This window comes from Verrucomicrobiia bacterium (assembly GCA_035495615.1).
Taxonomy (GTDB): Bacteria; Omnitrophota; Omnitrophia; order Omnitrophales; family Aquincolibacteriaceae; genus DATJFP01.
On record DATJFP010000027.1, the window covers coordinates 1 to 23,418 of the forward strand.

Annotated in this window: 25 protein-coding genes; 4 read left to right on the forward strand and 21 right to left on the reverse strand. The window is 59.0% G+C overall.

The genetic code is table 11. From position 1 onward, the window contains the following. Positions 1-29: 29 nt before the first annotated feature. Positions 30-1,127 (reverse strand): acyltransferase, encoded by a 1,098-nt coding sequence (locus tag VL688_03435; GenBank protein ID HTL47097.1) that lies wholly within the window; start codon positions 1,125-1,127, stop codon positions 30-32. Between the two features lie 238 nt (positions 1,128-1,365). On the opposite strand from VL688_03435, the gene VL688_03440 reads away from it, so the two are divergent. Beyond that, the gene (locus tag VL688_03440) at positions 1,366-3,468 is read left to right on the forward strand and encodes a glycosyltransferase family 2 protein (protein ID HTL47098.1); all 2,103 of its coding nucleotides are present in this window, start codon (positions 1,366-1,368) and stop codon (positions 3,466-3,468) included. After that, positions 3,465-4,490 carry a hypothetical protein gene (locus tag VL688_03445; protein ID HTL47099.1) on the forward strand — a complete coding sequence of 342 codons (1,026 nt, stop codon included), beginning with the start codon at positions 3,465-3,467 and terminating at the stop codon, positions 4,488-4,490. Before VL688_03440 ends, VL688_03445 begins: the two co-directional genes overlap by 4 nt. Here VL688_03445 and VL688_03450 read toward each other — a convergent pair. From VL688_03450 to VL688_03465, 4 genes are read right to left on the reverse strand one after another with little or no spacing between them, the layout of a single operon-like run. Continuing rightward, positions 4,487-5,626 carry a polysaccharide deacetylase family protein gene (locus VL688_03450; protein HTL47100.1) on the reverse strand — a complete coding sequence of 380 codons (1,140 nt, stop codon included), beginning with the start codon at positions 5,624-5,626 and terminating at the stop codon, positions 4,487-4,489. The genes VL688_03445 and VL688_03450 overlap by 4 nt on opposite strands. A 17-nt stretch (positions 5,627-5,643) precedes the next feature. Continuing rightward, a complete protein-coding gene (locus VL688_03455; protein HTL47101.1) occupies positions 5,644-6,504 on the reverse strand; it encodes a hypothetical protein in 861 nt (286 codons plus the stop codon). A gap of 28 nt (positions 6,505-6,532) precedes the next feature. Then, positions 6,533-7,504, reverse strand: coding sequence for an acyl-CoA desaturase (locus tag VL688_03460; protein HTL47102.1), 972 nt, complete (start codon positions 7,502-7,504; stop codon positions 6,533-6,535). Between the two features lie 55 nt (positions 7,505-7,559). Further along, complete coding sequence (locus VL688_03465) at positions 7,560-9,398, reverse strand: tetratricopeptide repeat protein (protein ID HTL47103.1); 1,839 nt, start codon at positions 9,396-9,398, stop codon at positions 7,560-7,562. Positions 9,399-9,466: 68 nt separating this feature from the next. Here VL688_03465 and VL688_03470 point away from each other — a divergent pair, with 68 nt between their 5' ends. After that, a complete protein-coding gene (locus VL688_03470; protein HTL47104.1) occupies positions 9,467-10,402 on the forward strand; it encodes a glycosyltransferase family 2 protein in 936 nt (311 codons plus the stop codon). Positions 10,403-10,412: 10 nt separating this feature from the next. On the opposite strand, the gene VL688_03475 is transcribed toward VL688_03470, so the two are convergent. From VL688_03475 to VL688_03530, 12 genes are all read right to left on the reverse strand, one after another. Further along, on the reverse strand, positions 10,413-11,492 hold the full coding sequence (locus tag VL688_03475; protein HTL47105.1) for an acyltransferase: 1,080 nt from the start codon (positions 11,490-11,492) through the stop codon (positions 10,413-10,415). Beyond that, a complete protein-coding gene (locus VL688_03480) occupies positions 11,489-12,637 on the reverse strand; it encodes an acyltransferase (protein HTL47106.1) in 1,149 nt (382 codons plus the stop codon). The genes VL688_03475 and VL688_03480 overlap by 4 nt, the downstream gene beginning before the upstream one ends. Next, a complete protein-coding gene (locus VL688_03485; protein HTL47107.1) occupies positions 12,615-14,108 on the reverse strand; it encodes a hypothetical protein in 1,494 nt (497 codons plus the stop codon). The genes VL688_03480 and VL688_03485 overlap by 23 nt, the downstream gene beginning before the upstream one ends. Before the next feature lie 28 nt (positions 14,109-14,136). After that, on the reverse strand, positions 14,137-14,631 hold the full coding sequence (locus VL688_03490) for a hypothetical protein (GenBank protein ID HTL47108.1): 495 nt from the start codon (positions 14,629-14,631) through the stop codon (positions 14,137-14,139). A 3-nt stretch (positions 14,632-14,634) separates the two neighbouring features. Continuing rightward, the gene (locus tag VL688_03495) at positions 14,635-15,582 is read right to left on the reverse strand and encodes an ion channel (protein HTL47109.1); all 948 of its coding nucleotides are present in this window, start codon (positions 15,580-15,582) and stop codon (positions 14,635-14,637) included. Next, positions 15,575-15,913, reverse strand: a complete 339-nt coding sequence (locus VL688_03500; GenBank protein ID HTL47110.1) for a DUF4870 domain-containing protein — start codon at positions 15,911-15,913, stop codon at positions 15,575-15,577. The genes VL688_03495 and VL688_03500 overlap by 8 nt, the downstream gene beginning before the upstream one ends. A 90-nt stretch (positions 15,914-16,003) precedes the next feature. Next, on the reverse strand, positions 16,004-17,626 hold the full coding sequence (locus VL688_03505) for an MASE1 domain-containing protein (GenBank protein HTL47111.1): 1,623 nt from the start codon (positions 17,624-17,626) through the stop codon (positions 16,004-16,006). A 119-nt stretch (positions 17,627-17,745) separates the two neighbouring features. Then, entirely contained in the window at positions 17,746-18,174 is a 429-nt protein-coding gene (locus VL688_03510) for a hypothetical protein (protein HTL47112.1), read from the reverse strand. 72 nt (positions 18,175-18,246) lie between these two features. Further along, positions 18,247-18,702 carry a hypothetical protein gene (locus VL688_03515; GenBank protein ID HTL47113.1) on the reverse strand — a complete coding sequence of 152 codons (456 nt, stop codon included), beginning with the start codon at positions 18,700-18,702 and terminating at the stop codon, positions 18,247-18,249. A gap of 87 nt (positions 18,703-18,789) precedes the next feature. Next, on the reverse strand, positions 18,790-20,385 hold the full coding sequence (locus VL688_03520) for an SUMF1/EgtB/PvdO family nonheme iron enzyme (GenBank protein HTL47114.1): 1,596 nt from the start codon (positions 20,383-20,385) through the stop codon (positions 18,790-18,792). 32 nt (positions 20,386-20,417) lie between these two features. Next, positions 20,418-20,804: a GFA family protein gene (locus VL688_03525; GenBank protein ID HTL47115.1), complete on the reverse strand. Its 387-nt coding sequence runs from the start codon at positions 20,802-20,804 to the stop codon at positions 20,418-20,420. Continuing rightward, on the reverse strand, positions 20,794-21,222 hold the full coding sequence (locus VL688_03530; protein HTL47116.1) for a DUF1801 domain-containing protein: 429 nt from the start codon (positions 21,220-21,222) through the stop codon (positions 20,794-20,796). Before VL688_03530 ends, VL688_03525 begins: the two co-directional genes overlap by 11 nt. 105 nt (positions 21,223-21,327) lie before the next feature. Here VL688_03530 and VL688_03535 point away from each other — a divergent pair, with 105 nt between their 5' ends. Beyond that, entirely contained in the window at positions 21,328-21,513 is a 186-nt protein-coding gene (locus tag VL688_03535) for a DUF2061 domain-containing protein (GenBank protein ID HTL47117.1), read from the forward strand. A gap of 11 nt (positions 21,514-21,524) precedes the next feature. On the opposite strand, the gene VL688_03540 is transcribed toward VL688_03535, so the two are convergent. From VL688_03540 to VL688_03555, 4 genes are read right to left on the reverse strand one after another with little or no spacing between them, the layout of a single operon-like run. Beyond that, the gene (locus tag VL688_03540) at positions 21,525-21,731 is read right to left on the reverse strand and encodes a hypothetical protein (protein HTL47118.1); all 207 of its coding nucleotides are present in this window, start codon (positions 21,729-21,731) and stop codon (positions 21,525-21,527) included. Positions 21,732-21,775: 44 nt separating this feature from the next. After that, entirely contained in the window at positions 21,776-22,198 is a 423-nt protein-coding gene (locus tag VL688_03545; GenBank protein HTL47119.1) for a hypothetical protein, read from the reverse strand. Positions 22,199-22,243: 45 nt separating this feature from the next. After that, positions 22,244-22,693 carry an SRPBCC family protein gene (locus VL688_03550; GenBank protein HTL47120.1) on the reverse strand — a complete coding sequence of 150 codons (450 nt, stop codon included), beginning with the start codon at positions 22,691-22,693 and terminating at the stop codon, positions 22,244-22,246. A 47-nt stretch (positions 22,694-22,740) separates the two neighbouring features. Continuing rightward, positions 22,741-23,415, reverse strand: a complete 675-nt coding sequence (locus VL688_03555; protein HTL47121.1) for a hypothetical protein — start codon at positions 23,413-23,415, stop codon at positions 22,741-22,743. Positions 23,416-23,418: the final 3 nt, after the last annotated feature.

Below are 23,418 nucleotides of genomic sequence, written 5' to 3' on the forward strand. Positions count from 1 at the left end.
CGATGACGGCAAGAAGGGCCGCGAAAAGCTCAGGCATTTTTCCGCACCCTCGAAACGAGCCATGCGGCCCTGGTTTTGCTCAAGGCCATGACGGCGGCCGCCGACACGCAGAAAATCAGGACCGGAAAAAAAATCTCCCACGCCGCCGGCGGAAAATAAACGTAAAGGCGCCAGATCAGGTTCCCGGCCAGAAACTGCGCCAGATAAATTCCCAGCGTGTAAGGCCCCAGGCGTGCCGCGTGAGCCTTTCCCGCTTCAGGCAGGGCAAGCGCCGTCAAAAACATCGCGGCGCCGAGCAGGACGTGGCTGGCCGCGACATTCAGCGGAAGAGGCTCGGACAGGAAAGGCCGCACCGCCAGATTTTCCATCAAGCATAAACCATAGCCCGCGAGAACGAGAAGCAGCGCCTTGTTCAACGAAACGCGCACGTTGTGTTTCGCGAACATCCAGCCCACGGCCACGTGCAGCGTGCTCGTGAAAGGCCCGTCCTTGCCGTCGAAGAGAAACGGCAGGTGGATGCCGAGCGCCGTCGACTTGTAAGACGAAGCCGCCATGCCGAACAGGTAAAGAAGGATGGCTGCGGGCAGCAGATACCGTTCCGCCCTGGCCTTCACAAAAAGCGTGAGCAGGCCCAGGCCGCAGAGGAGCGCCGGAAGAAACCAGAGGTGAATGCTCGTGGACTCGAACAGGTAATAAAGCGGATGGCTGCGAAAACGCCACCAGCTCCTGTGGATTTGGTCCGAGCCCCCGCTGAGAAGCCCCTGCACGATTCCCTGCTGCTGGATGCCGCCGACGATATCTCTCGGCACGGCCGCGTAAATCACGGTCCAGGCTGCGTACAGCAGGAGCAGCTTCCCAGCCGTGCGGCGGAAGACGCGGCCCGGCGAATTTCCTTTTTCGCAGGAGCCATAAAAAAAATAACCGGCGGTCAAAAAATAAAAGGGAACGCTGAACCGGTTGAAGCAGTCCATGAAAAGGTACGCGTACGAATGGTAGGTGAAAGGCGGCTGGTTGACGAAGTATTTGGCGTGGATCAAAATGATGGCGAAGGCCGCGAGGACGCGGAAACTCTCGATGCCGGCATGCCAGGAAGGACGAGGGGTTTTGGCTTCCGTGTCGCGGTTCATGCGGCATTCCTTCGAAAAACTAGCAGTTTAAAATATTTTCTCTCAAGAAATAAAAGACATGCCCGATTCTAATTGGAATTCGAAAATTAGTGAAGATTCATTTGAGAAAACCCAGGAAAAGGGTAATATTTGATCTTAATTCACGGACAGGCCGTCCACTCTCCCCCTTAAACATAAAAATATGAGCTCAAATTCTACTTTTTTATCTACAGGAAAAGACATTTATAAAAATCTTAGCGTGAATCTCAAACGCGAGATGTTCTGGACGCGTGTGGGGATTCTAGTCACGCTGCTTGCCACGGGCTTTGTGTACCGCGATATCGGGCACATCCTCCGCGATGCCGCGAAGGCCGGCCGCAGCGGCATCGTCTTCGAAGAATACTTCTTCCTCTTCATCATTTCCATTCTGGTTTACGGGAACCTGCTTTACCAGATGACCCGCATCGGCTATTTCCGGCGCCTTCTCAAACATCAGCCCGCGTCGCCTTACAAGCTCGACCGCTTTTACCAGGACGGCCTGCAGACGACGCCGTCGCTGACCGTGCTGATCCCTTCTTATAAGGAAGAAGCGCGGGTGGTCAAGCAGACGGTCCTGTCGGCGGCCCTGCAATCGTATCCCAAGCGGCGCGTCGTGCTTCTCGTCGACGATCCGCCTTTTCCCAAGGCCGCCGAAGACCGGGAAAAATTGGACGCGGCCCGCCGCATCCCTCAGGAGATCCAAGCCCTCTTTGCGCCTCTCGCCCGCCGGTTTGAAGAAGCCGAGTCACGGTTCACCGAGAGACTCAAGAAGCCGGTCTGGGACGCGGCGGATGAACACGTGACCCTCATGCAGCATTATTATGAAGTGCTGCGGTGGTTCCGTGAGCGCGCGGCAAGTTTCGCCGTGAGCGACCATACGGACCGCCTTTTCATCGAGATGACGTACGGCAAGCGGGTGCAGGAATTCGAGAAACGCATCCAGGAATTGGATGCCGGCCTGAGGGATTCCCATAAGCTTTTTTCGGAAAAAGAACTTTGCCGGGAGTTCCGGCGCCTGGCCACGCTTTTCAGGGTGGAAGTGTCGACGTTCGAAAGAAAAGCCTACGAAAATCTTTCGCATGAATCCAACAAGGCCATGAACCTCAACAGCTACATCAGCCTGATGGGAAAATCTTACGAAGAAGAAATGACGGAAGAAAAAGTTTATCTGGCGGCGTCTTCCTCTTCCGCCGCCCGGCACTTCCCGGATTCGGATTACCTCATCACGCTCGACGCGGACAGCCTGCTCGATTCCGATTACGCGCTGCGGCTCATTTATTTCATGGAACAGCCGGGAAATGAAAAATTCGCGGTCGTCCAGACGCCTTACAGCGCCGTGCCGGACGCGCCGGGCATTCTCGAGCGCACTGCGGGCGCCACCACCGACATGCAATACCTGATCCATCAGGGCTTCACCCGCCACCGCGCCACGTTCTGGGTCGGCGCGAACGCGCTGCTCCGCAAAAAGGCGCTGAACGACATCGCGGTCACCGAAAAAGAACGCGGGCACGTCATCACCAAGTACATCCAGGACCGCACGGTCATCGAAGACACGGAGTCCAGCGTGGACATGATCGAGCGCGGCTGGCAGCTCTACAACTTTCCCGAAAGGCTTTCTTTCAGCGCCACGCCGCCCGATTTCGGGGCGCTTCTCATCCAGCGCCAGCGCTGGGCAAACGGCGGCCTGATCATTCTCCCCAAGCTTCTCCGCTATTTCTTCACCAGCGGCTTCAAGGCCTTCGGCAAAATGAAAGAGATGTTCATGCGGTTCCATTACCTGAGCTCCATCAGCGGCGTGAACGTCGGCATCCTCGTGCTGCTGCTTTTTCCTTTCGAAAACAACATGCGCTGCTTCTGGCTGCCGCTGACAGCGGTGCCCTACTATTATTTTTACTGGCGCGACCTCAAAATGGCAGGCTACGGAACCAAGGACCTGTTCCGCGTCTACGTCATGAACCTCTTCCTCATTCCGGTCAATCTCAGCGGCGTGATCAAATCGATTGTCCAAGGGACGACCGGCCGCAAGATCCCTTTCAAGCGGACCCCGAAAACCGTGGGCAGGACGAACGCGCCTTTGAAATACGTTGTTTATGAACTCCTCATCCTGGCGTATTGCGCGGCGGCCTTTGTCCTCGACGTCTTCCACCGCCGCTGGTTTCATGCGCTCTTTTCTTTCGGCACGACGCTGTGTTTCGTCTACGCAGTGACCCGCTTCCTGGACCTGGGCGGCATTCTTTCCACGCTGCGCCAGCCTGAAACCTTGCCCGTGCCGGCAGGCGATCCGAGCGAAGAGACCGTGGAAAATTCCGCCGCCGGGGCATGAGAAGCCGGGCCGTCAAAAGATCCGACATCGCTGCCGCCGCCTTCGGCGTATTCCTGTGCGTCCTCCTCCTCTTCCTCGCGGAAACCGGCACGCGGCATTTCTGGAAAGAACCTCTCCTTCCCGACGTTCATTATGCGGACGATTATTTTTTCACCGACGGCTTTGGCATCACCAAGCCCAAGCCTTCGGGCCGCTATCACACCGTCTCCCGCAGCGCCGTGACGGGAAACTCGATCTATGACGTGACCTATTCCGTGGACGACCTGAGCCGCAGGATCACGCCGGTGGACAAAACCGAAGGCCGCGGCCGGCACCTCATTTTTTTCGGCTGCTCGTTCACTTACGGCGAAGGGCTGCAGGACGACCAGACGATTCCGGCGAGGACCGCGGCGCGCGCGCGCGGCTTCATGCCGTATAATTACGCGTTCCACGGCCACAGCCCCACGGACATGCTCCGCAAGCTCCAATCGAAGACCTTACCCGGCGAAGTCGCGGAAAAAAACGGGGACCTTGCCTACATTTTCATCGACGCTCATCTTCAGCGCGTGGTGGGAAGCATGCGCCTTTCCACGTCGTGGGGAAAAAACCGGCTGCATTACGAGCTCGGGCCGCGGGACGAGCTCGTGCTCAAAGGGGATTTCCAACACAGCCGCCCCGTGCTGAACCGCATCTACACGACGCTGTCGAAATCGGCGCTGCTCAAATTCCTGAAAATCGATTTTCCGCCGCGTTTCACCCGCCGCCATTATCATCTGACCGCGCGTGTGATCGAAGAATCGGCGAGGCTTTATAAGGAGCAATTTCCGGGAGGGAATTTTTTCGTGGTGATTTATCCGGGGTCGCTGTTCGGAAAACCGCTGGCCCGGGAGCTGACGTCCGCGGGAATCCAGATCCTGGACTATTCTGATTTGTTCAATACCGGGGATCTGTCTTACGTGCTCTCGCCTGAAGACCTTCATCCCAGCGCCAAAGCGGACGACGCCGTCGCCGCGCGGCTTGCCCGGGATCTCCGCCTCGATTAAACCGGCTTCGGCCATGCCTCCGGGCATGGCGCGCAGGTCCGGAAGCGTCCTTCAGGATAGCGGCACTCATGGACGAGGCCTTCGTCCGTTTCGCCGTTGCCGTCATTGTCCCTGCCGTCGCAGGTTTCGGGTTCCGGCTCAGGCGCCGGACACGAGAAAAACTTTCCGGCTTCCGCCGCCGGCACGGGCCCGCGCATGAACGCCACGACCTGCGCCATGGTGGCGAACCAGACATTTTCCCGCGACAACGCATCCTCCAGGAATTCCTCCAGCGCGGCCGCGTGTCCGGGATCTTTCAGCCACGCCCCGTGAAGATACACGCCGAAAGGCGCGCGATTGCCTTCGTAATGGTCCATGAAATTTTGCTTGAGCGTGCCCGCGATCTCGTCTTTTGTGCCGGCCGGATCCATGGCAATCTGTTCACTGCCGCGCCTTAACGCGTGCATGGGGATCTCGAAAAGTCCTTTAAGGCCGGCATCGGGACAGACGCCGACAAAGCAGCGCTGCGCGGGCCCGTAATCCAGTGTGTAAGGCCAGATCATGGCGCCGGGACTGCGGGAAAGCGCCCCCACGATTTCCGTGATGGAAGAATCATAAACAAATCCCGCTTCGTAAACGATCCGGAAGCTTTCTTTGTTGTGCCGCAGGTACGGCGCCCGGAAACCCGCGATCTCATCCTTCGGAATCAGGGACAAGGCCGAAAGCGCGTCCCGCGCGCCCAGGATTTCGGAACGCCATTTCTTTCCCCCTGTCTTTTCGCTGGTCCGGTGCGTCATGGTATGCACCGCGATCTCGTTCCCCTGCGCATGGAGCCGCTGGACAAGCCAATAGTCCGTCTCGTCGGTCGTCACAAAAAATGTGGCGGGCAAAGGGCAGCCGTTCGGATTGCGGCGTTCGAGCGCCGGACGGACGAGATCGAAGACTTCCGGCGTCACCGCATCGTCAAAACTGACCATGACAAGCTGCGGGAGTTCAGACGGTTTCAGGCCCGCGGGCGGGTTATCGGAGGCGCAAAAGCATTGCGGGGACTGGCAGGAAGGCGGACACTGATAGGAAACGGAAGAGGGCTTCGCGGAGGCGCAGCCGCCCAGAAGGAGCAGTCCCAAAATCGCGGCGAGAACGGCTTTCGGCGGCAAGACGGCCTCCCGTCGGTTCACCAATGATTCCGGTCCCAGGAATCGCGTTCGTCTTCGTCATCGCGCCAGCCGGACCGGCGGTGGGAGCCCCAGGAATTGCGGCCGAAGCCGGAAGAACCGAGCACCGGCGGACGCCCGTAATCCTGCCGGACATTGTTGCGCTGCGCGTTCCACTGCGCCTGGGCGTTCGCGTAATCGTTCATGTCGTTCTGCAGCGCCTGCTGCTGGGTGGCAAGAAGCTGTTCGTCGGAAGACGTGTCCGCCCCGCTTTGTCTTCCCTGCTCGATCTTGTCCTGGAACTGGCGGATCAGCATCTTGTCGTTGCGGATGCTGTTCTCGATGCGCGCCGCGTTTTGATAAGCGGCCTGGGCCGACTGCTGGTCCTGCTGGATCTGATATGGATTCGTCTGCTGGGGTTGGTTGTAACCGTTATCATAATAATTCGGGTTATTTTGATAAGCCTGCCGCTGGCTGTAACGCGCCTGCTCGAACTGGCCGCGCAGCGCGTAGTAATCGCTTTTATCATTCGCATACGCCTCCCGCTGCCTGGCGAGGAGCTCCTCGTCCGAGGAGGTGTCCGCGCCGTTGCGCTTGCCTTCGCTGACCTTCTCCTCAAACTGGCGGATCAGCATCTCGTCGTTGGCCAGGCTGTTCTCGAGGCGCGCCTTTCTCTGGTACAGGTCTTGCACGGCGCCTTGGTTCGACGGTGCGCTTCCGGAATAACCACCCTGCTGGTTCGACGTGTTTTGGTTTGAGTTCACGAATCCGCCAAGAAGCTGCTGGAGAATGGAATTTTTGGAATCGTCCGCAAAGGCCGGCGAAACCGCCAGCAGCACGAACGCAGCCGCAGCGGCGGATTTTAAAACCTTGGAATGCATGGGTTCTTCCTTCTCTTCTTATTCCGCCCTAGGGCAGGGCGGAAACTTCGGTGCCTTCTTCATCCGGGACGCTGCCCCCGCCCTCTTTCATTTCCGCCGCCCGGAAAGACATTCCGGGCCTTTTGTTTTTTTCCTGAATTTTTTTCGCGGCAATGCGCCGGGCTTCTTCGATTCGCGAGGCTTCGATCCGTTTCACGTTCCAGACGAGGCCGAGCTTTTCCAGGGTGAAAATCAGCCACTTGCTGAAATCCGGCTGGTACCAGCGCACACCGTTGCGGTAATCGCTCGGAAAACGGTGGTGGAAATTATGATAGCCTTCGCCGAGCGCGACCACCGCCACCATCCAGTTGTCGCGGGACGAAGAATCCGCGTCATAAGTCGTTTTGCCGAACATGTGGCACACGGAATTGATGCACCAGGTCGAATGATAGACAAAGGTGATCCGGAAGCAAACCGAGAAGATGAACGCCCCGAGCGCGTGCCCCGTGAGCGCGCCGATCGCGACCGGCGTCACGATGCCCGCGACCACGCCCCACAGCACGTAATGACGCGCCTGGTGCATGATGAGCTTGCTGCGGATGAGGTCGTCGACGTTGTCGTAGAAAAAATCGAACTTCCCGAAGATCAACCAGCCCATGTGCGCCCAGAAAAAGCCTTTTTTGATGTTGTACGGGTCCGCGTCGGTATCCACGTACTGATGGTGGTTGCGGTGCTGGGACGTCCAGGCGAGCGCCGACTGCTGGAAAGCGGCCGCGCCAAAAAAAAGCATGAAGAAGTGGACGACGGGATGGGCCTTGTAGGTCTGATGCGTATAAAGCCGGTGATACCCCGCGGTGATGCCGAAGCCCGTCGCGTAGATGAAAAAGACCATGAGGGTGATTTCGGAAGCGGAAAGGCCGTACCGGAAGTAATACCAGGGTCCTCCGATCAGCGCGACCAGGGTGTTGGCGCCGATGAAGAGGATATTGAACCAGTTCGCTTTGCCGTATTTGGAGTTCATAAGGACCGGGGCTTCATAAGTTGCGCGTATTTTATCATCCGCGGGGCCCGCGGTGTTATTTTTCCTCGGCCTTCATTTTCGCTTCGAGCGCGGCCAGATGTTCGGCGGTCTGGGGCGCGCGGGACCCCAGCGCCTGGGCCTTTTGGAAGGCTTCGCGGGCGGCGGCGTCACGGCCCAGGGCCTCATAAGCCAGCCCGAGTCCGTTGTAGGCTTTCACGAATCGGGGCTCGAGAAGCACCGCTCTTTCATAGAGCCGTGCCGCCTGGGCCGGATTCGATGGAGTTTCGAGAAAGGCCAGATTCATGAGCGCTTCAACGCGGTCCGGATCCCGTTCAACCGCTTTGACGCAGTATGCCCGGGCCTCGTCTTCCTTTCCCGCCAGTCCTTTCATGGAACAAAGCGAGTTGTAAGGGTCCGCAAAGGCGGGCGCGGCCTCGATCGCTTTCAAATAGTAACGCTCCGCCTGATCCTTGCGCCCGCTGTTTTCATAAAGGACTCCGAGATTCTGCCAGGCGGACGCAAATTTCGGATCCAGCGCCACCGCTTTCTCGAAATAAGAAAGGGCCTTCGCGTCTTCATGCCGCTGCAAATAGATCAGGCCGGCATTGTTGAGTACCCGCGGTTTGCGCGGGGATTGGGAGGCCGCGTCGAGCCAGAGGCGGAGCGGATCCGCCCAGACCTGGTTGCGCTGGTAAGTCCGCGCGCCGAGCGCGAGCACGATCACGCCCAACACGGCCGCGGCTTTCCTGCGGTCCCGGAAAATTCCGAAGGCCGCGCTCGCTGCGAGCAGGCCGAATCCTGCCATGGGAAGATAAAGGCGATGCTCGAAGATCACGTCGCCCAGCACGATCGGACCGGACTCCACGGCCAGGGTCAGGAAAATCCAGAAAATCCCGAACGCCTCGGCCGGTTTTTTGCGCCGGAGAAGGAAGCCCGCCGCCAAAACGCTGCCGGCAAGCAGCGCCGACAGGACGGTCCGCGTTTCGAAAAAGGCGTGCGACAGAGGATAATCGTAATCGATGTTCTGGGGCCGGGGAAAAACCAGCAGACGAAGGTAAGTCCGCGCCACGTTGATTTGCGTCAGCGCGTAAGTCTTGTGCGTCAGGTTGAGCGGCTCGCGCGCGACGGCGAAGTCGTTTGTCCCCCGCGCCAGGCTTTCCCACTGCGTCAAAAAAGGAATCACCGCGAGCAGGAGAAGAAACGGAAAAAGGCGGCGCAGGGTTTTCGTCCGCGGCTCGTCCTTGAAAAACAGGATTTCGTAAAGCAAAAGAGCCAGCGGCAGCGTGAACGCGATGGGCTTGGTGAACATGGCGGCGAGCGCCGTGAGCCAGGACAAGGCCATGGCGCGGCCGGAGCCGCGGAGGCGGCCGGACGCGTAGAGATTGAAAGCCGCCAGGTAAAAAAGCGCGGCCAGGCTTGCCGCGCGCTGCACGATGTAGGTCACGGCCTGGGTCTGGACGGGATGGGCGAGAAAAATGAGGGCGGCGAAGCAGGCCGTGAGCCGCGTGTCCGGAACGCTTTTTCCGGAACGTTCCGCGGTTTTCAAAACCAGGAATGAAAACGCGGCGGCCATCAGGCTTGCCAGGAAGTGGACCGCGAAATTGACGGCGTGATAACCTTCGACCGAGTCCTGATGAAAATGATAATCGGCCGCGAAGCTGAGCGCGGTCAGGAACCTCAGCTTGTAAATTTCCCACACGAGCGGGATGTTCGCCAGGTGATGGAGCCGCGCATTTTGCAGGATTTCCCGCGCGTCGTCGAGTTCGAACGGCGCGTGAAAGCCGGGCGCGTAAATCACCAGCCCAAAAGCCAGAAAAAAAAGGCCGCCCGCGAGCACGGACGTTTTTTTGAGCCGCGGCTTCGGCGCGGGAGAGAAACCGGAATCCAGATTCATGCTCCTAAGTATCGGTCAAAAGCGGGATTTCTCTTTCCCGATCGGGAATTCTTTGATTAAATGGGTTCATGACTCCACGCCTTTCCATCATCCTGGCCACCCACAACCGGGCCGCGCTTTTGAATACCGCTTTGGAAGCCCTGCAGCGCCAAACTTTTCAGGACTTCGAAATTCTCGTCGTCGATGACGGCAGCTCCGACCCTACTCCCGAGGTGCTGGCGGCCTGGCAAAAGAAAGAACCCCGTCTCCAGGCTTTCCGTTTTCCGGATTGCCGCGGATGCAATGCGGCGCGCAACCTCGCCCTGGGGAAAGCGCGGGGCATCTACATCGGCATCACCGACGACGACGACGTTTCGCTTCCCGGGCGGTTTGAAACGCAAATCGCTTTCCTGGAAGAGAACCCCTCGGTCCAGATCGTTTTTTCCAGTATCCAGTACATCGATTTGGAACGCCGTCCTCTTCGATTGTGGCCCGAATTTCCCGAACGATTTCCCCGCGAGCCGGACCGGCTGTTCGAGGTCCTGTTCACCCAGCCGAACATCGCGCCTAATTCGGCCGCCCTTTTCCGGCGGGAGGTTTTCGATAAATTCCGGCTGAGTTTTCCCGAGAATGTGATTTCGGGAGGAGACCGGCTGCTTTACATGAAGGCCGCGGCGCTGGGAGTCCAAATGGCCATGCTGGCCGAGCCCTGGGTTCACGCGTTGTCGCACGAAGGCCATGTTTCGCTGACCGGCGACATTCTGAAAATCACCCGCAACAAACGGGCCGTCCTTGACGAGATGCGGAGCTGGTTGAAAGAAAACGGCATTCACCGCTTTGACGGCCTTTATGCCAAGGCCCTTTCCTACCAGCTGATCATCGAGGGCCGCGCCTGCGGCGGCGTGAAAGGCCTGTTTCTCGTATTGAAAGCCCTGGGCCTCAATCCTTCGGGCCGCTACGCCTGGGAAACTTTTTTCTGGTTTCTGAAAAAAGCGGCGCGCCGCGCGCGTTTGACCGCGGCTTGATCGCGGGTTCCTACTCGACCCCTTTTCTCAACACGGGGATTTTGCTGAAAACGACGGTAATCGCCGCGGCCACGGCAAAAATGACAGCTGGAAACAGGAACTCCCACACGGGCGGCGCGAAATACCGGTGCAGGCGCCAGGTCATGTCGCTGGCCGCGATCTGAGACAGATAAATGCCGGGCGTCAGCTTCCCCAGCCGCGCCGCGCTGTTCCTCCCCATCTCCGGCAGCGCCAAAGCCATCCAGAACATCGCGGGCCCGAGCACCAGCGCGTGGCAGGAAAGCGTCAGCACGCGCCCTTCCGGTGAAAAGCCCCGCGCCGCCAGATTTTCCAAAACTCCCAGGCCGTAGCCCGCGAGCGCAAGACACGCGGCTTTGCGAAAAGAAAGACGAATCCGGTATTTGGCAATGATCCAGCCGAGCGCCACGAAAAAGGTGCTCATGAAAGGCCCGTCCTTTCCGTCGAAGAGGAACGGAAAATCGATCCCAAACCGCGTGTTCTGGTAGGAAGACCCGAGAAGCCCCACGGCATACAGCACGACCGCGGCCGGCAGCAGAAAGCGTTCCAGCCGCGCCGACACAAAAAAAGCGACGAGGCCCAGGGCCATGACCAGCGCCGGAAGAAACCACAAATGAAACATCGAGGATTCGAACAGGTAGTAGAGCGGCTCCTCGCGGAATTTCGTCCCGAAACGAAGCAGATGATACCCGGAGGCGCGGACAATCCCTTCCCCAAATCCCCGCTCCATCCAGCCGCCCACGAAATCACGGGGCAGGAGCGCGTAAACCACGGTCCAAAAGGCGTACCAGACCAGCAGCTTCCGGCTGTACCTCAGGAATAAGGCGCGGAGCGGCTCCCCTTTTTCGAAGGCCGTATAGAAAAAATAGCCGGCTGTCAGAAAAAAAAAGGGAACGGCGAAACGCATGAAAACGTCGAGCAGCATGTACTGCGGGGAAAAAGCGGAAAACGCGGTGCCTTGATATTGTTTGGTGTGATTGTAAAGGATCAGGAACGCCGCCAGAACCCGGAAGCTCTCGATGCCCGCCTGCCGGGGAGACGCCGGCGCCGCCGGATCGGGCGCACGGGTCATGACTCTCTCACGGCACCGGGCTGTTTGTCCGGCGCGATGATCCTGTTTCCGAGCCGGATCGCGGGCTGCTCGATAAGGATAAAGCTGAGCCAGGCCAGCGGCATGGTGAGGAGCGTTCCGCCTGCGAGCAGCACGAAAAACGCCGACGGCGGATTCATCACGATTTCCGGCGCGTGCGGCGGCACCCACTCGACCAGCGCGCGGAGCACCAGGAAATGAAGCAGGTAGGTCGAGTAGCTGATCCGTCCCAGAAAAACCGTGAACCCGTTGACGAAAAACCGCCACGGATGCGTCGAAAGCGCGAGCGCAAGAACCGTAAAACACAGGCAATAGAAATGGGGCCTGATGAGAAACCACAGGTTCGAAACCGCGAGGAGGCCGATGCACACGGAGGACACGATCGTCATGGCCAGGCTCACTTCCGGCCGCGTCACGAGCTTCATCAGTTTCTCGGAGCGCTGGAGATAAAACAGCAGGATGCCGAAAGAAAATCCGCCCAGGAGAATCAGCGGAAACCGGTCCCAATAAAACGCGAAAGCGTCCTGAGGCAGGCCCGCGAAAACCACCTGCTCCACGTAAGGGCGCAGCATCCACGTCGCCCATGTCAGCATGAAAACGCAGAACACGCAGAAGCACGCGGCCGTGGCCAGATTGCGGATGAACTTGAAAAGGAACGGCAGCGTCGTATAAAAAAGCATTTCCGCGCTGACCGACCAGCCTCCGGGCACGACGGTCGTGTGCGTCTGGGGATGCAGGAGGCAGAGAAAGAAAACGAAAAGCGGATAATGCCAGAGCTCGGGATGCTCAGGGCCCCAGCGGGGGCCGGTCCAGCCGAAAATCCCTGTGTAAAGGACGATGCCGAACCAGAAGACGGGAGCGATGCGGAAAAACCGACGGATAAAAAAATTCCTCACCGGCCGTCGCTCCTCGCGCGTGTGGCGCTCGAGGGTGTAAAAAATGCAGAACGACGAGATTACGAAAAAGAGCCGGAACCCCATCGCGCCGAGGTTGCGGAGGATGGTGAATTCCGCGGCGCCGAACGAGGTGTAAGCGAGGACCGCGCCCGCGGCGTGGGACAGGACGACGCAGAGCATCGCGATCCCGCGCAGCGCGTCGATGTATTCAAAGCGTTTGATATTTTGCATGCGTTGCGTTTGCCTGATTGCTCGCCGCGGCCTCGGAAGCTGCGGCCAGTTTTCTTTCCTCTTCCCGAATCGAGGCCAGTGGAATTTTGACGATGAGCTGCCTGCCCGGCAGAAGGTCGAATTTCAAGTCCGGATCGAGGCGGATGCGGTCCCGGTAAAAATTCACGGAGACCGCCGAGCCCGCCAGCTGCGGGAAATCCCGCAGCGCCACCCGAGCAAGGTCCACCGCGACGTCGATGGGCCGCGCCGTGTTGGTATTTTCGCCGAGCAGCTTCAGCTCGAGCAGCCAGCGGTTCGGCGTGGTGAAATGCGGGTAAATCCTCTTGAAATTCCGGAAGTCCACCTGCCCCCGCCTGTCCTCGAACCCGACCGTGACCACGGCGGCCTCTTCGGAAGACATGTAATCGAACAGAGGATAAACCCCGACCGGCCAGGTTGCAAGCTTCCTGGGGCCGCAGTAAAGCTCCCCTGCGATCCATACGGCACCGACGAAAAGAACGGCGCAGACTGCCGGCGTCACCCGCCGCGGCGCAGGCCGCGGTTCGGCGCCCAGAGAAAATTTTTTGCGGATGAATTTCGGGATCCAGGCCCAGTTGACGAACACGACGTAGCAAATGGCGAGTGATCCGAAATCGATGGCGAAAAACGCCTTGGTCATCGCGTGAAACGTGAGGCCTCCCACGACCAGCAAAGGATAAAGCGGCGGGAACATCGCGAGAAACGCGGCCGAAAGCTCGAAGCAAACGGCCAGGAATCCCCCGGTCTTATAAAGAAGCGGATAAAGATCCATCCGGAAAGCCGGCACGTAATCGTAGAGGTACCACATGCGGCGCATGAGGTAGCTCAGATTGTCGCTGAAGATCCACGGCCAGCCGCTGTCCCAAAGTTTCCAGAATCCCGGGAAGAAATAAATCAGGCCGAGAATGACGCCGATGCACCGAAGGGCCGGCAGCGCGTCGGGCGGGTCTTCCGGCGGAGCGGTGTTTTGCCGGACCCGTTTGATCGTGCGCAGCAGCGCGTCCACCGAAAGAGCGTCCCCGGAATGCGATACCGCGAGGATCGACGGAAACCAGAGCAGGTGCTGGTAATGGTTGATCTTCCCGAAAAAACATGGCAGCCCCAGCGCATAGAGTCCGGCGAAAAAAACAAGCGCCGCGCTTGTGCGGCTCCACAGGCCCACGCAGCCCAGCAGGCAGCCCAGCAGCATCAGGTGCTTCGCGCTGAGCGCGAGCGTCATGCTCACGGGGATGTGCCGGTACCAGCTTTCATAACCCGGCGGCGGGATCATCATCGCGCGGGTCAGGTTCACCATCCAGGCCATGTTGAAATTCGCATAATGGAAGAGGCCATAAAAGAAGACGATGCGGAAAACGGCGAGGTTGAACGCGTTGGGAGGCGCCTCCAGAAAAAACTGCGTGAGGATTTTCTTGAGAACCGCGATCCGTTCCTGCCAAAGCATCCGTTGATTCAAAACTTTTTCCGCCAGGGACATGCTTCCATTATCGGCCGAATCCGCCCGTTTCCTTTTTCACCGCGAGCGTCCTGAGCAGCCGCATCCAGACCAGCGACAGGATGAGGACGAGCGGCGTGACGAAGAAGATGAAAGTCCACGCCAGCAGGGCCATGGCCAGGGCCTGAGGGAGGATGCGGCCGGGTGTAAGGCTGTGATAAAAAAAGGCCTGCCGCGCGCCGACCGCAAGACCCGCAAAAAAACCCGTCAAAGGGCAGGAAAAGAACGCGACTCCGAACGCGGGCGCGAGGCCCCTTTTATAGGAAGGCCTCAGGACCGCGGCATCCCAGAAACCATGGCCGAACAAGCCTCCGAGGAGAAGGCCGCTCAACAAGGCGGAAATCGCGGTCGCGGCAAGGCCCCAATGGATTTCGGAAGCCCGCGGGCCGAAAAGCGCCGCGCCGCCGAAGGGCTTGAAAACGAGCAGGCTCAAAAGAAGGCCCGTCCCGCCGAAATAAAGCGCCGATGCCGGTCGAGGTTTCATAGTTTACTTGAGGGGTTGAACGCTTTCCGAAACGGCGCCTCGGACCGGCGCGACATCGTGGATTTTCTGCAGCGCGACATGAATCTTGCCGTCCCTGCGTGTCAGCATGTCTTCGAACCGGTGTTCCCACAGGATGTCGTCCACGGTATAGGAAATCCGGGCGTGGATGGTCTGGGAGAACACGTTGTCCATGCCGGTCACGGAGATGAGGATTTCGGTTTCGGTTTCCGCCAGCGACGCGGCCGTCATTCCGTGGAGCGGGCTGGTTTTGTCGATCGGATGCACGACCGTCCAGGTCATGATGAAAAGCGGCGTGACGCTCCGCTCGAGGGCAAGGTCGTAAATCCTGCGGTACTTCTCCCCCTCCGCGTTCGTTTCGGTCTTGACGAGCGCCGCGCTGATGTGCGCTTCCACGATCTGGTTGAGACGCTGGTTGGCCAGGCGGAAAAAGAAGCGGGGTGTTCCGCCTTCGAGCGTGATCAACGCGTTGCGGCTGAAAAGCACGCGGGCCGTGGGCCGGGAAAAACGGGAAAAAAGAAGGCCGGTGAGAAGGCCGAGGAGCATGAGGCCGGTCAGCGCCTCGATCGTGACCAGGATGTTGGGCCAGATGCCGAGCGGGCTGATGCGGCCGTAGCCGATGGTCGCGATCGTCTGGACGCTGAAAAAAAAGCAGTCCAGGAAATGCGTGCCGACCGATCCCCGCCGAATCCCTTCCAGCGCCTCGGGCCCGCACGCGTAGTAAGCCTCCGCGAACAGGATGTTGATCAGGAAGTAGACGGCGGAAACGATCCCGAAAAAGCGCGGCCAGGAAATCGACAGGAGACGGTGGTACAAATCCATCCACGGGCCCGGCACCGACTTATCCGCCGTGATGTTGAAGCGTCCGTCCCGTCCGAGGACGCGCCAGCTTTCCGCCGGAGGCTTCCCTTTTCCGGGGCCCTGCTCAGGCATTCTTCTCCGCCAGGTCCCCCGCCACAGGCAGCTTGAACTTTTCTCCCTGATAGGCTTTGATCATCATGAAGATCCAGAGGGCCAGCTGCGCGAGATAAATCAGCGGCAGGAGCGTCCATCCGATGACCGGGACGGCCGCGAGGATGATCTGCAGCGCGGTCAGAGCGCCGAAAGCGACGATGGATTGAAACGCGTGGAAACGGACGAACTTGTTTTCTTTTTCGAGCAGGTAAAAAATCAGGCCTGTGATCCAGCCGAGCGCGTAGCAGGCCAGCGCGGCCACATTGGCTTGCAGTCCTGTTGAGGTTTTCTCTTCATGTTCGTTGCCCATAACGCTCCTTCCGGGTTGGCGGGTTCTGTGCTTGCGGCATCATAAACCCCGTCTCTGATTCTGTCCAGTTGAGCCCGCAATCCTGGAGGGTTACCTTCCTTGCGCGGGCATCTTCACGATGAAAGTGCTGCCTTCGTTCGGCCGGCTCTCGGCCGTGATTTTTCCCCCGTGCCTTTCCACGATCGTCTTGCAGATGGCGAGCCCCATGCCCGTGCCTTCCGCCTTGCTGGTAAAGCGCCGGAAAGGCTGGAATACTTTTTCCTGCTCGGCCGCGTCGAAACCGATGCCGTTGTCCTGCACGTAAAGGACCAGCCGGTCGTCTTCGACGGCCCCGCTGACCCGGATGTAGGGCGGCACGTCGCTTTTCGAATATTTCAGGGCATTGGTCAGCAGGTTTTGAAGGAGCTGGCGCATCTGGCCCCGGTCGGCAAGCACCGCGGGTAATTCGTCCACGTGGATGCGCGCCTTTTTCTCGCGGATGTGCATCTCGAGGTCACTCAGGATTTCCCGCACGAGCACGTTCAGGTCCACGTCCGCCAAGACACGCTCGGCCTGCGACACGCGCGAATGCTCGAGGATCGAATCGATGAGCTCATTCATGCGCACGCAGGACTTTTCGATGAAGCTCAGGTAATTTTTCTCATCCTGGCCCATGACCTGCGAGAGCTTGCGTTCGATGAGCTGAGTGAACATGGCGATCTCGCGCATGGGCGCGCGGAGGTCATGCGACGCGATCGAAGCGAACTGTTCGAGCTCCTTGTTCGAGCGGTCGAGCTCTTCGGCCAGGCGTTTGCGTTCTTCGTAAGCGTCCCGCAGGGCCTGGTGCGCCTTTTGGATTTCGCTGACGGCCGCGGCGAGCGCCATGCCCGTCATGTTCACGGCCGCGATGAATCCCTGCGAAATAAGCAGCGCCTGGGGAATCCCGTTGCCGATTGCAAACGGGCCCTGTCCCAGATGCGCGAACCAGAGCGAAAGGCCGGCCATGACGAGCCCGGTCCAGGCCACGCCCACCTGCCCGTAATGGAACGCGCACCATGCCATGATCGGGAAAAGATAATACGGGTAAAAAAGCGGCTGCTTTCCCGAAAAGATGACCGCGCTGAGGAGGACCATGCCGCAAAAAAAGGACAGCGCGGCCGCGGTTTTTTCCACGTTCAGCTCCCTGTGATTGAAAAATCCTTTGTAGCTGGACAGGATGACCGGCGTCACGACCACGATGCCCGTAAAATCCCCGAGCCACCACGTCTGCCAGTTCACGGCGAAATTCTCGGCGGAAGCAAAGCCGCCGCTGCGGAGGCTGATCGAGCCGATTGTGGAAGCGACCATGCACGCGATGACCGTCACGCCCATGAACAAAAAGACGTGGCCCACGCGCTCGAAAGGATTGGCAGCGCGGATGGCGAGTTTCTGAAGCGAGGCGCCGGTCACGGCCTGAAGGGCCGAGCCCGAGGCAATCGCAAACGCCACGGCAAGCGCCGCGAACGGATGAGCGCCGGGGCTGTGATGAAGCAGCGAAGGAAAATTGACGAGGAAAGAAGCGACCCAGATGCCGGGCCACAGGCGGTTTCCCCGGAGTACCAGGACCGCGAACGCGATGCCGGAAGGCGGCCATACGGCCGTGGCAATGCCCGGAGGGATCGCGAGGTTCAGCCCGAGCACGGCCGAAAGATAATAGATCGCCGCCAACGCCGCGGCTTCGGCAAGAGTCCTCACAGCTGAGGGATTTCGGGGGTTCGTTTCCACTTCCGGTCCTTATTCTGCGTAGGAAAAACGGCCTTCATTTTATCCGTCTTGGCCGAAAAAACCACCTGATTTCGCGGCCGGTACGCGGCTCAGGGATTCAAATCCGCCTGGAGCTTGGCTTTGCTCACGGTCAGCAGGAACCCGTCTTCCACGGTCTGGACCGAACAGGATGCCTTTTCGTCATTCGAAGCCGCGGGATTATCCGCCAGCTTGGCCATGTCGGAAAAAAATTTGGCCGAGCACAGGAAGTGCTGCTCGCTGTCATGGAATTTCAATTCGATCGTTTCCTCTTCCGGGTCTTCCCCGTCGCTCGAAAGGGAGACGAGCTGGCCCTTTTCCTGGCTGGCATCGATCGTTCCCGTGGGGCTTCCGTCCACGTCCATGGTAGGAGGAACGACAAGCGTGTAGTCGATGGGCGCGTCGTTTTCGTTGGTGGCGTAAATCGTCACGTCCGCAAATCCGCAAGGCGCGAAACCCACCAGGAAGAAGGCCGCCAAAAGGGACACGGATTTTTTCATCAAGGCACTCCTCTCGAGCGGGACAAAGCCCCTTTTTTTACTTCGATTCTTATTCGCCAGGCCGCGGGCCATTTAACCTTTCAAAAAATCCTGGACCAGTTTTTCTTTGATCAGGGCGACGTCCTGCCTGGGAATGAGTTTCCCGGTGGGATTGCCGTAGGGTTTGCGAATGTGCTCCAGCAGGGCGCTCACGGCATTTTCATAAACCGGAAGCAGATGGGTGCGGGCCGCCGCGGGCTCGCCCTGAATCTGGGTCTGCAGTCTTTCCATTTCCACGATGGAATTGCGGATGAGCTTCCGCGCTCTGCCGTCGATCGTCTCGTGAAGCCCTTCAAAATAAACGATCGCTTTCTGGATGTCCTGGTGGGCCTTATCCAGCTTTCCTTCCCGGAAATGATCGCGCGCGTCTTCGAAAGGGGTCTCGAGTTTTTTGAGCCGCGGATCCACCGCAACGGCCGCCGATCCCGTCTTTGGCAGCATCGCGGCGGAAACCATGATCAAAGCCAGCATCCCGAAATATTTTTTCATCCTGGAGAGTTCCTTTTCAAGGGGTCTATTATAGCGTCGGCGGAACCCAAAAACGATTCCTACGTGCAGGGACTTTATTTTCAGGCGTCAGGGCGCCGTGCGGCCGAGGCGTCCGCCGCGGTCATTCTCGCGCGTGCTGAGGCCGTCCGCGGCATTATAACGGTCGGACACCGTGATCCGTTCCGTTTGCGTGTCCAACCAGGAGCCGCCTCTTTCCCCGCTCCCATTGCCTGTCGTGACGCCGCTCCCGGACACGAAACCCGGCCAGTCGTCATTGGTCGCGTCGCCGTCCGAATCCAAAGTGCCATCGCCATGCGTCCCGCTGAAAGCCCTGCCGGCCGTCGCGCCGAGCGTGACCGTAAGCTCCGCGAGATTGCCGCTCAATCCGAGATTTCCATAGTAGCCCGCGCCCGCCTCCTCGCGCGTGGTCGTGGAGCTGGTTGCGAGAATACCCACCCTCAAGGGGCCTGCTCCGCCGTCGCCTCCGGTGAACGTAGTATTTCCAAAATTGACATTGCCGGAAGTGCATGTCGCCGTCCCGTCTTCGGCTCCGGAAAGGGTGTCGCATGAAGTGTAGGACGTTGTTCCCCACGCGTATTCGCCCGCGACAGGGGCCAGTGGACCGCGCGCGGCTTTCTCGTATTCCAATTCCGTGATCGGACGCAAGGCGGCCCAATCCGCGATCGCCGCAACGTCCATCCAGGAAAGGTAGCCGCAGGACCTGCCGGGCCGGTCCGTCGAATAGGTGCCGCCGCTGACCGTAACACGGTGCCTGTCGTTCCCGAATTGATTGGGGAAGCGCGCCGACGCCTGCGCGGAGGTCAGATTGTTGAGGAAGCTGACGTACAGATCCTCGGGGATTTGATGCTTCATGAGATAAAAAGCATGGAAGCCTTTGGGGAAGGCCTCGCTGACGTCAAAGGGTGCGCCGTCGGGCTCGTCGTAGCCGTTGTTGTCGGAATTATAAAACCAGTAAGCGTTCGTATAGGAACCACTGCTGTCGTTGCGAAACGTGATGCCGCCCTCGCTGTTGACTGTCGCCGGCAAATCCTGAGTCCCGTCGCCCATCTCGAACTGGGCGTTCCCGGTCCCGCCGTCGCCCGCATAAAATCCTTCTTCCGGGATGTAAACCATCTCGATGGCGAAGACCTCGACGGTAACGCTGGAGCCGCTTGCCGTGGCATCGCTCAGGCCGTTCGCGCCATAATCCCACACGAGCTGGAGGTCCGTGAACTGGACCGTGCCCGAGCCCTGATGGGACGGCTGGATGAAGGCGCCCATTTTGTCGGAGGGAACCACGATGTCCAGGGTATCGAACGCCGTCGTGCCTTTCGTGCCCCGGGTGAAACCGCTCGGATTGGTCCCGCTTGTCTTCAGGATCGCATGGCTCCACGCCGCCGGGATCGTGCCGCAGCTGCTGGTGCAGTACTTCACGAAGACCCACACCGCGTCCTTGTTGATCGAGTCCGACCACGCATTGTCCCAGCTCAGATCGAATTCGACTTTGATCGTGTTCGCGCTCTGGTCCTGCTCGACCAGGGAGACGTTCGTCACCGACGCATTATTCGCATAAAGAGGGCGCGGCAGGAGAAGAAGGAAAAAGAGAGGCAGGAAGCGGGAAGCTGCCCGGAAAACCGCAAGGATGATCGATCGCGAAGGGCCCGATACTTTATGAATCGGCATGCCACCCATCCATTTGGGGAAACGGATTTACTTCAAAGGTGCCCGGTAAATCCGGGCGCGGCCGAAAAGTTGTCGCTGCGGCCGTCCACATAACGTACAGGCGCTCCGGCCAGCGCGCGCGGATCAAGATCGTCCAGCGAAGCCAGATTGACCGCTATCCGGATACCATCGGCGCCCCGGCCGAAAAGCTTGATGCCGCAATGTTTGCAGAAGTGATGGAGCCGCCGCTCGCCGTAAACGGTCATGTCCCCTTCGCCCGAAAGAATGCGGAAGGTTTCCGGCTTCACCATGGCCCCCCAGAAGCGGCCCTTCCAGCATATTTTGCAATTGCACTTGAAGGTTCCCGCGTCCAGGTCCAGCTCTGTATCAAAGCGCACCCTGCCGCAGTCGCAGCTTCCATGATAGGTCTTAGGAGGCACGGCCGGCCTTTGCTTTTGCCGAGGACGCGTTCAGCGCCGCGGCCGCGCGAATGAGCGCCTTCAGCGCTTTTTCATCGATCTTCCCGCCTTCATGGATGTCGATGGCGCGGCGCGTATTCCCTTCAAGACTGGAATTAAAAAGACCGGAAGGATCCTTCAGCCAGGCGCCTTTGGCAAAGGTGAGTTTTACGGCGCTCTTGTACGTTTCGCCGGTGCAGATGATCCCGTCATGCGACCACACCGGAACGCTCCACTTCCATTCCTCAAGCACTTGGGGATCGGCCTGCTTGATAAGGCTCCGGACCCGGGCCAGGGTCTCGCCCCGCCAGTCCTTCAGCTCCTTGATCCTCGCTTCGATAAGCCGCGAAGCGGAATCCGCTGTTTTTCCTTCTTTCGTGCCGTTCTTTTGTTTCTTCATGAGGGATCGCCTTGGGTACAGCCCTTGAGGGAAGGTTGTGAAAATCCGTCGTCTCCCTTATAATCGCGCCCCATGGAAACCCGCTAGAGAAGCCTTCTCAAAGCCCTGAGCTGGAGGTTCATTGCGACGGTCGTCACCACGTCCGTCGTGTGGCTGCTGACCGGCAAAGGAAAATTCGCGCTCACCGTCGGCCTTATCGATACCACCATCAAGCTCGCGGCCTATTTTTTCCACGAGCGCATCTGGCTCCGGGTTCCCTTCGGCCGAAAAAACATCGAATACGAAATCTAAGCCGGTCCTTCTTAATTTTCACACGCCGCCACGCACATGGCGCGCGCCGTGGGATCGAGTGTTTCGCATTTCTTGATGCATTCCGCTTTCAGGCTTTCTTTCGCCATCAGCGTATCGGGGACGCCAGGCTGCGCCGCCTTCGAAACTGGAACTTCGCAAAAAGAAACAGCCTGGAAGGCGACCATCAGAGCGGCAAAAATCAAAAAAAACTTTTTCATGCGGTTCTCCTTTTTTAAATTTAACTTCGCGGAGCTCTATCCAGTTAATTCAGGCGGGAATTAATGCCGTCGTTCAAGCGACTTTCATCCGCTTCCGATTCCGGCTGGACAAGCCATTGCATGGCGGCGCGGATATCGCTGTAGAAAAGGCGGTACGCCCCCTCGGAGAACGCAAGACCCGCGAGGTTGGCCAGGATTGTCGCGGCGGGTATGACGACCGCGCGCCGGAGCGGGATATCACTCAACTGCCGGTCGAGTTTCCATACCTCGAGCGCCACGTCCGGCGAAGGCGGGATGACCTGCAGGCCGTCATAAAGCACTTTTCTAAGCCCTTGGTTTTTGATCAGGGCCACAAGCTGTTGATGATAGTGCCTCACGAGTTCGACGGTCGGCATCCCTTCCGCATGGACGACGATGACCTCGCCCTCGACCTCGATACGGATCTCCCCCGGTTTCGTTTCCTTCAAAAAGCCCTCCTGCATCTTTCGGATGCCGCTGCTGCCGGCCGCGATTTAGCCGGTGATGTCCGGCTCGACGATGTGGGCCAGAAGCTTCAAGGATTCCTGCCATCCCAGGTAGCAAAACTCGACCGGGATCGCAGAAGGAATGCCTTCCTGAGTGATTTCGAGCTCGGTTCCGCAGGCCACCGGGCGCAGCGAAATCGTGACCTGCATTTCGCCGGGAAGATTGGGGTCATCGAATTTATCCGTGTATCGGATCCGCGAGTGCGGCGTCAGCTCGAGGTATTTGCCGCCGAACGAATGGCCTTTCCCCGTGGTGAAATTCGTGAAGGACATGCGGTGCTCGCCGCCGACCCGCGCGTCCATTTTATGGACCTTGGCCGTAAAGCCATGCGGAGGAAGCCACTTCACCATGGCGTCCGGATCAAGAAACGCGCGGTAGAGTTTCTCGGGCGGGCAGCGGAGAACACGGTGAAGCTGGACGGTATTGGGCTTTGACACTTTGAAGCTCCTTTGTTGGCCTGTCCCCTCGAAACCGGTACCGGTCTCTACCACGCGGGCGCGAGCTTGATCAGGATGTTGTTGAAAAAATTATCCATGAGCTGGATGTGAAACTTAAAAAAAAGCAGCTTGGGCTTGTCGAAGTCCGGAGTCCGGGCGGGAAATCCGAGAGGCATCAGGACGGCCACGCAGATGCTTTGCACGATCAGCCGGAAGACGGGGTTGTCATAGTACTGCTTCGTGGATTCGGGATTCAAAGCCATCTTCATGAAATCTTTCAGGTAAGCCAGGTCATCCTTTTCCGCCTGCTTGTCCACGTACAATTTCTTGCGGCGCTCGAGCGCCGCGGCGATTTCCTCTTCCGGGATCTGCAGATCGTCTTTAAGCGCGGCCGCGATGAAATTCAGGAGAGCCACCTGGAGGCTCAAGGCGAACAAATTGTATTGATCGCTTTCCAGCAAAACCTGCAGGCGCATCGCGGCCAAATAATAATACGCGACCGCGACCTCCAGGAAAAGCCGCTTGGCTTCCGGCGCGGCCAGCTGCCGGCCGGCGGCCTCGAATTCTTTCCCGGCATGCTCGAGATAAATGCCCGCCTGCGTGCAGATCGCCGCCGCCACGCCTTCGGGAGTCAGCGTCAGCGTCTGCTCCGGACGCGGCGACCCCGCGGGGCGCGGCTCCACCACTTTCTTCAGATCGTCGAGCAGGGCTCTGGGATTCATAAG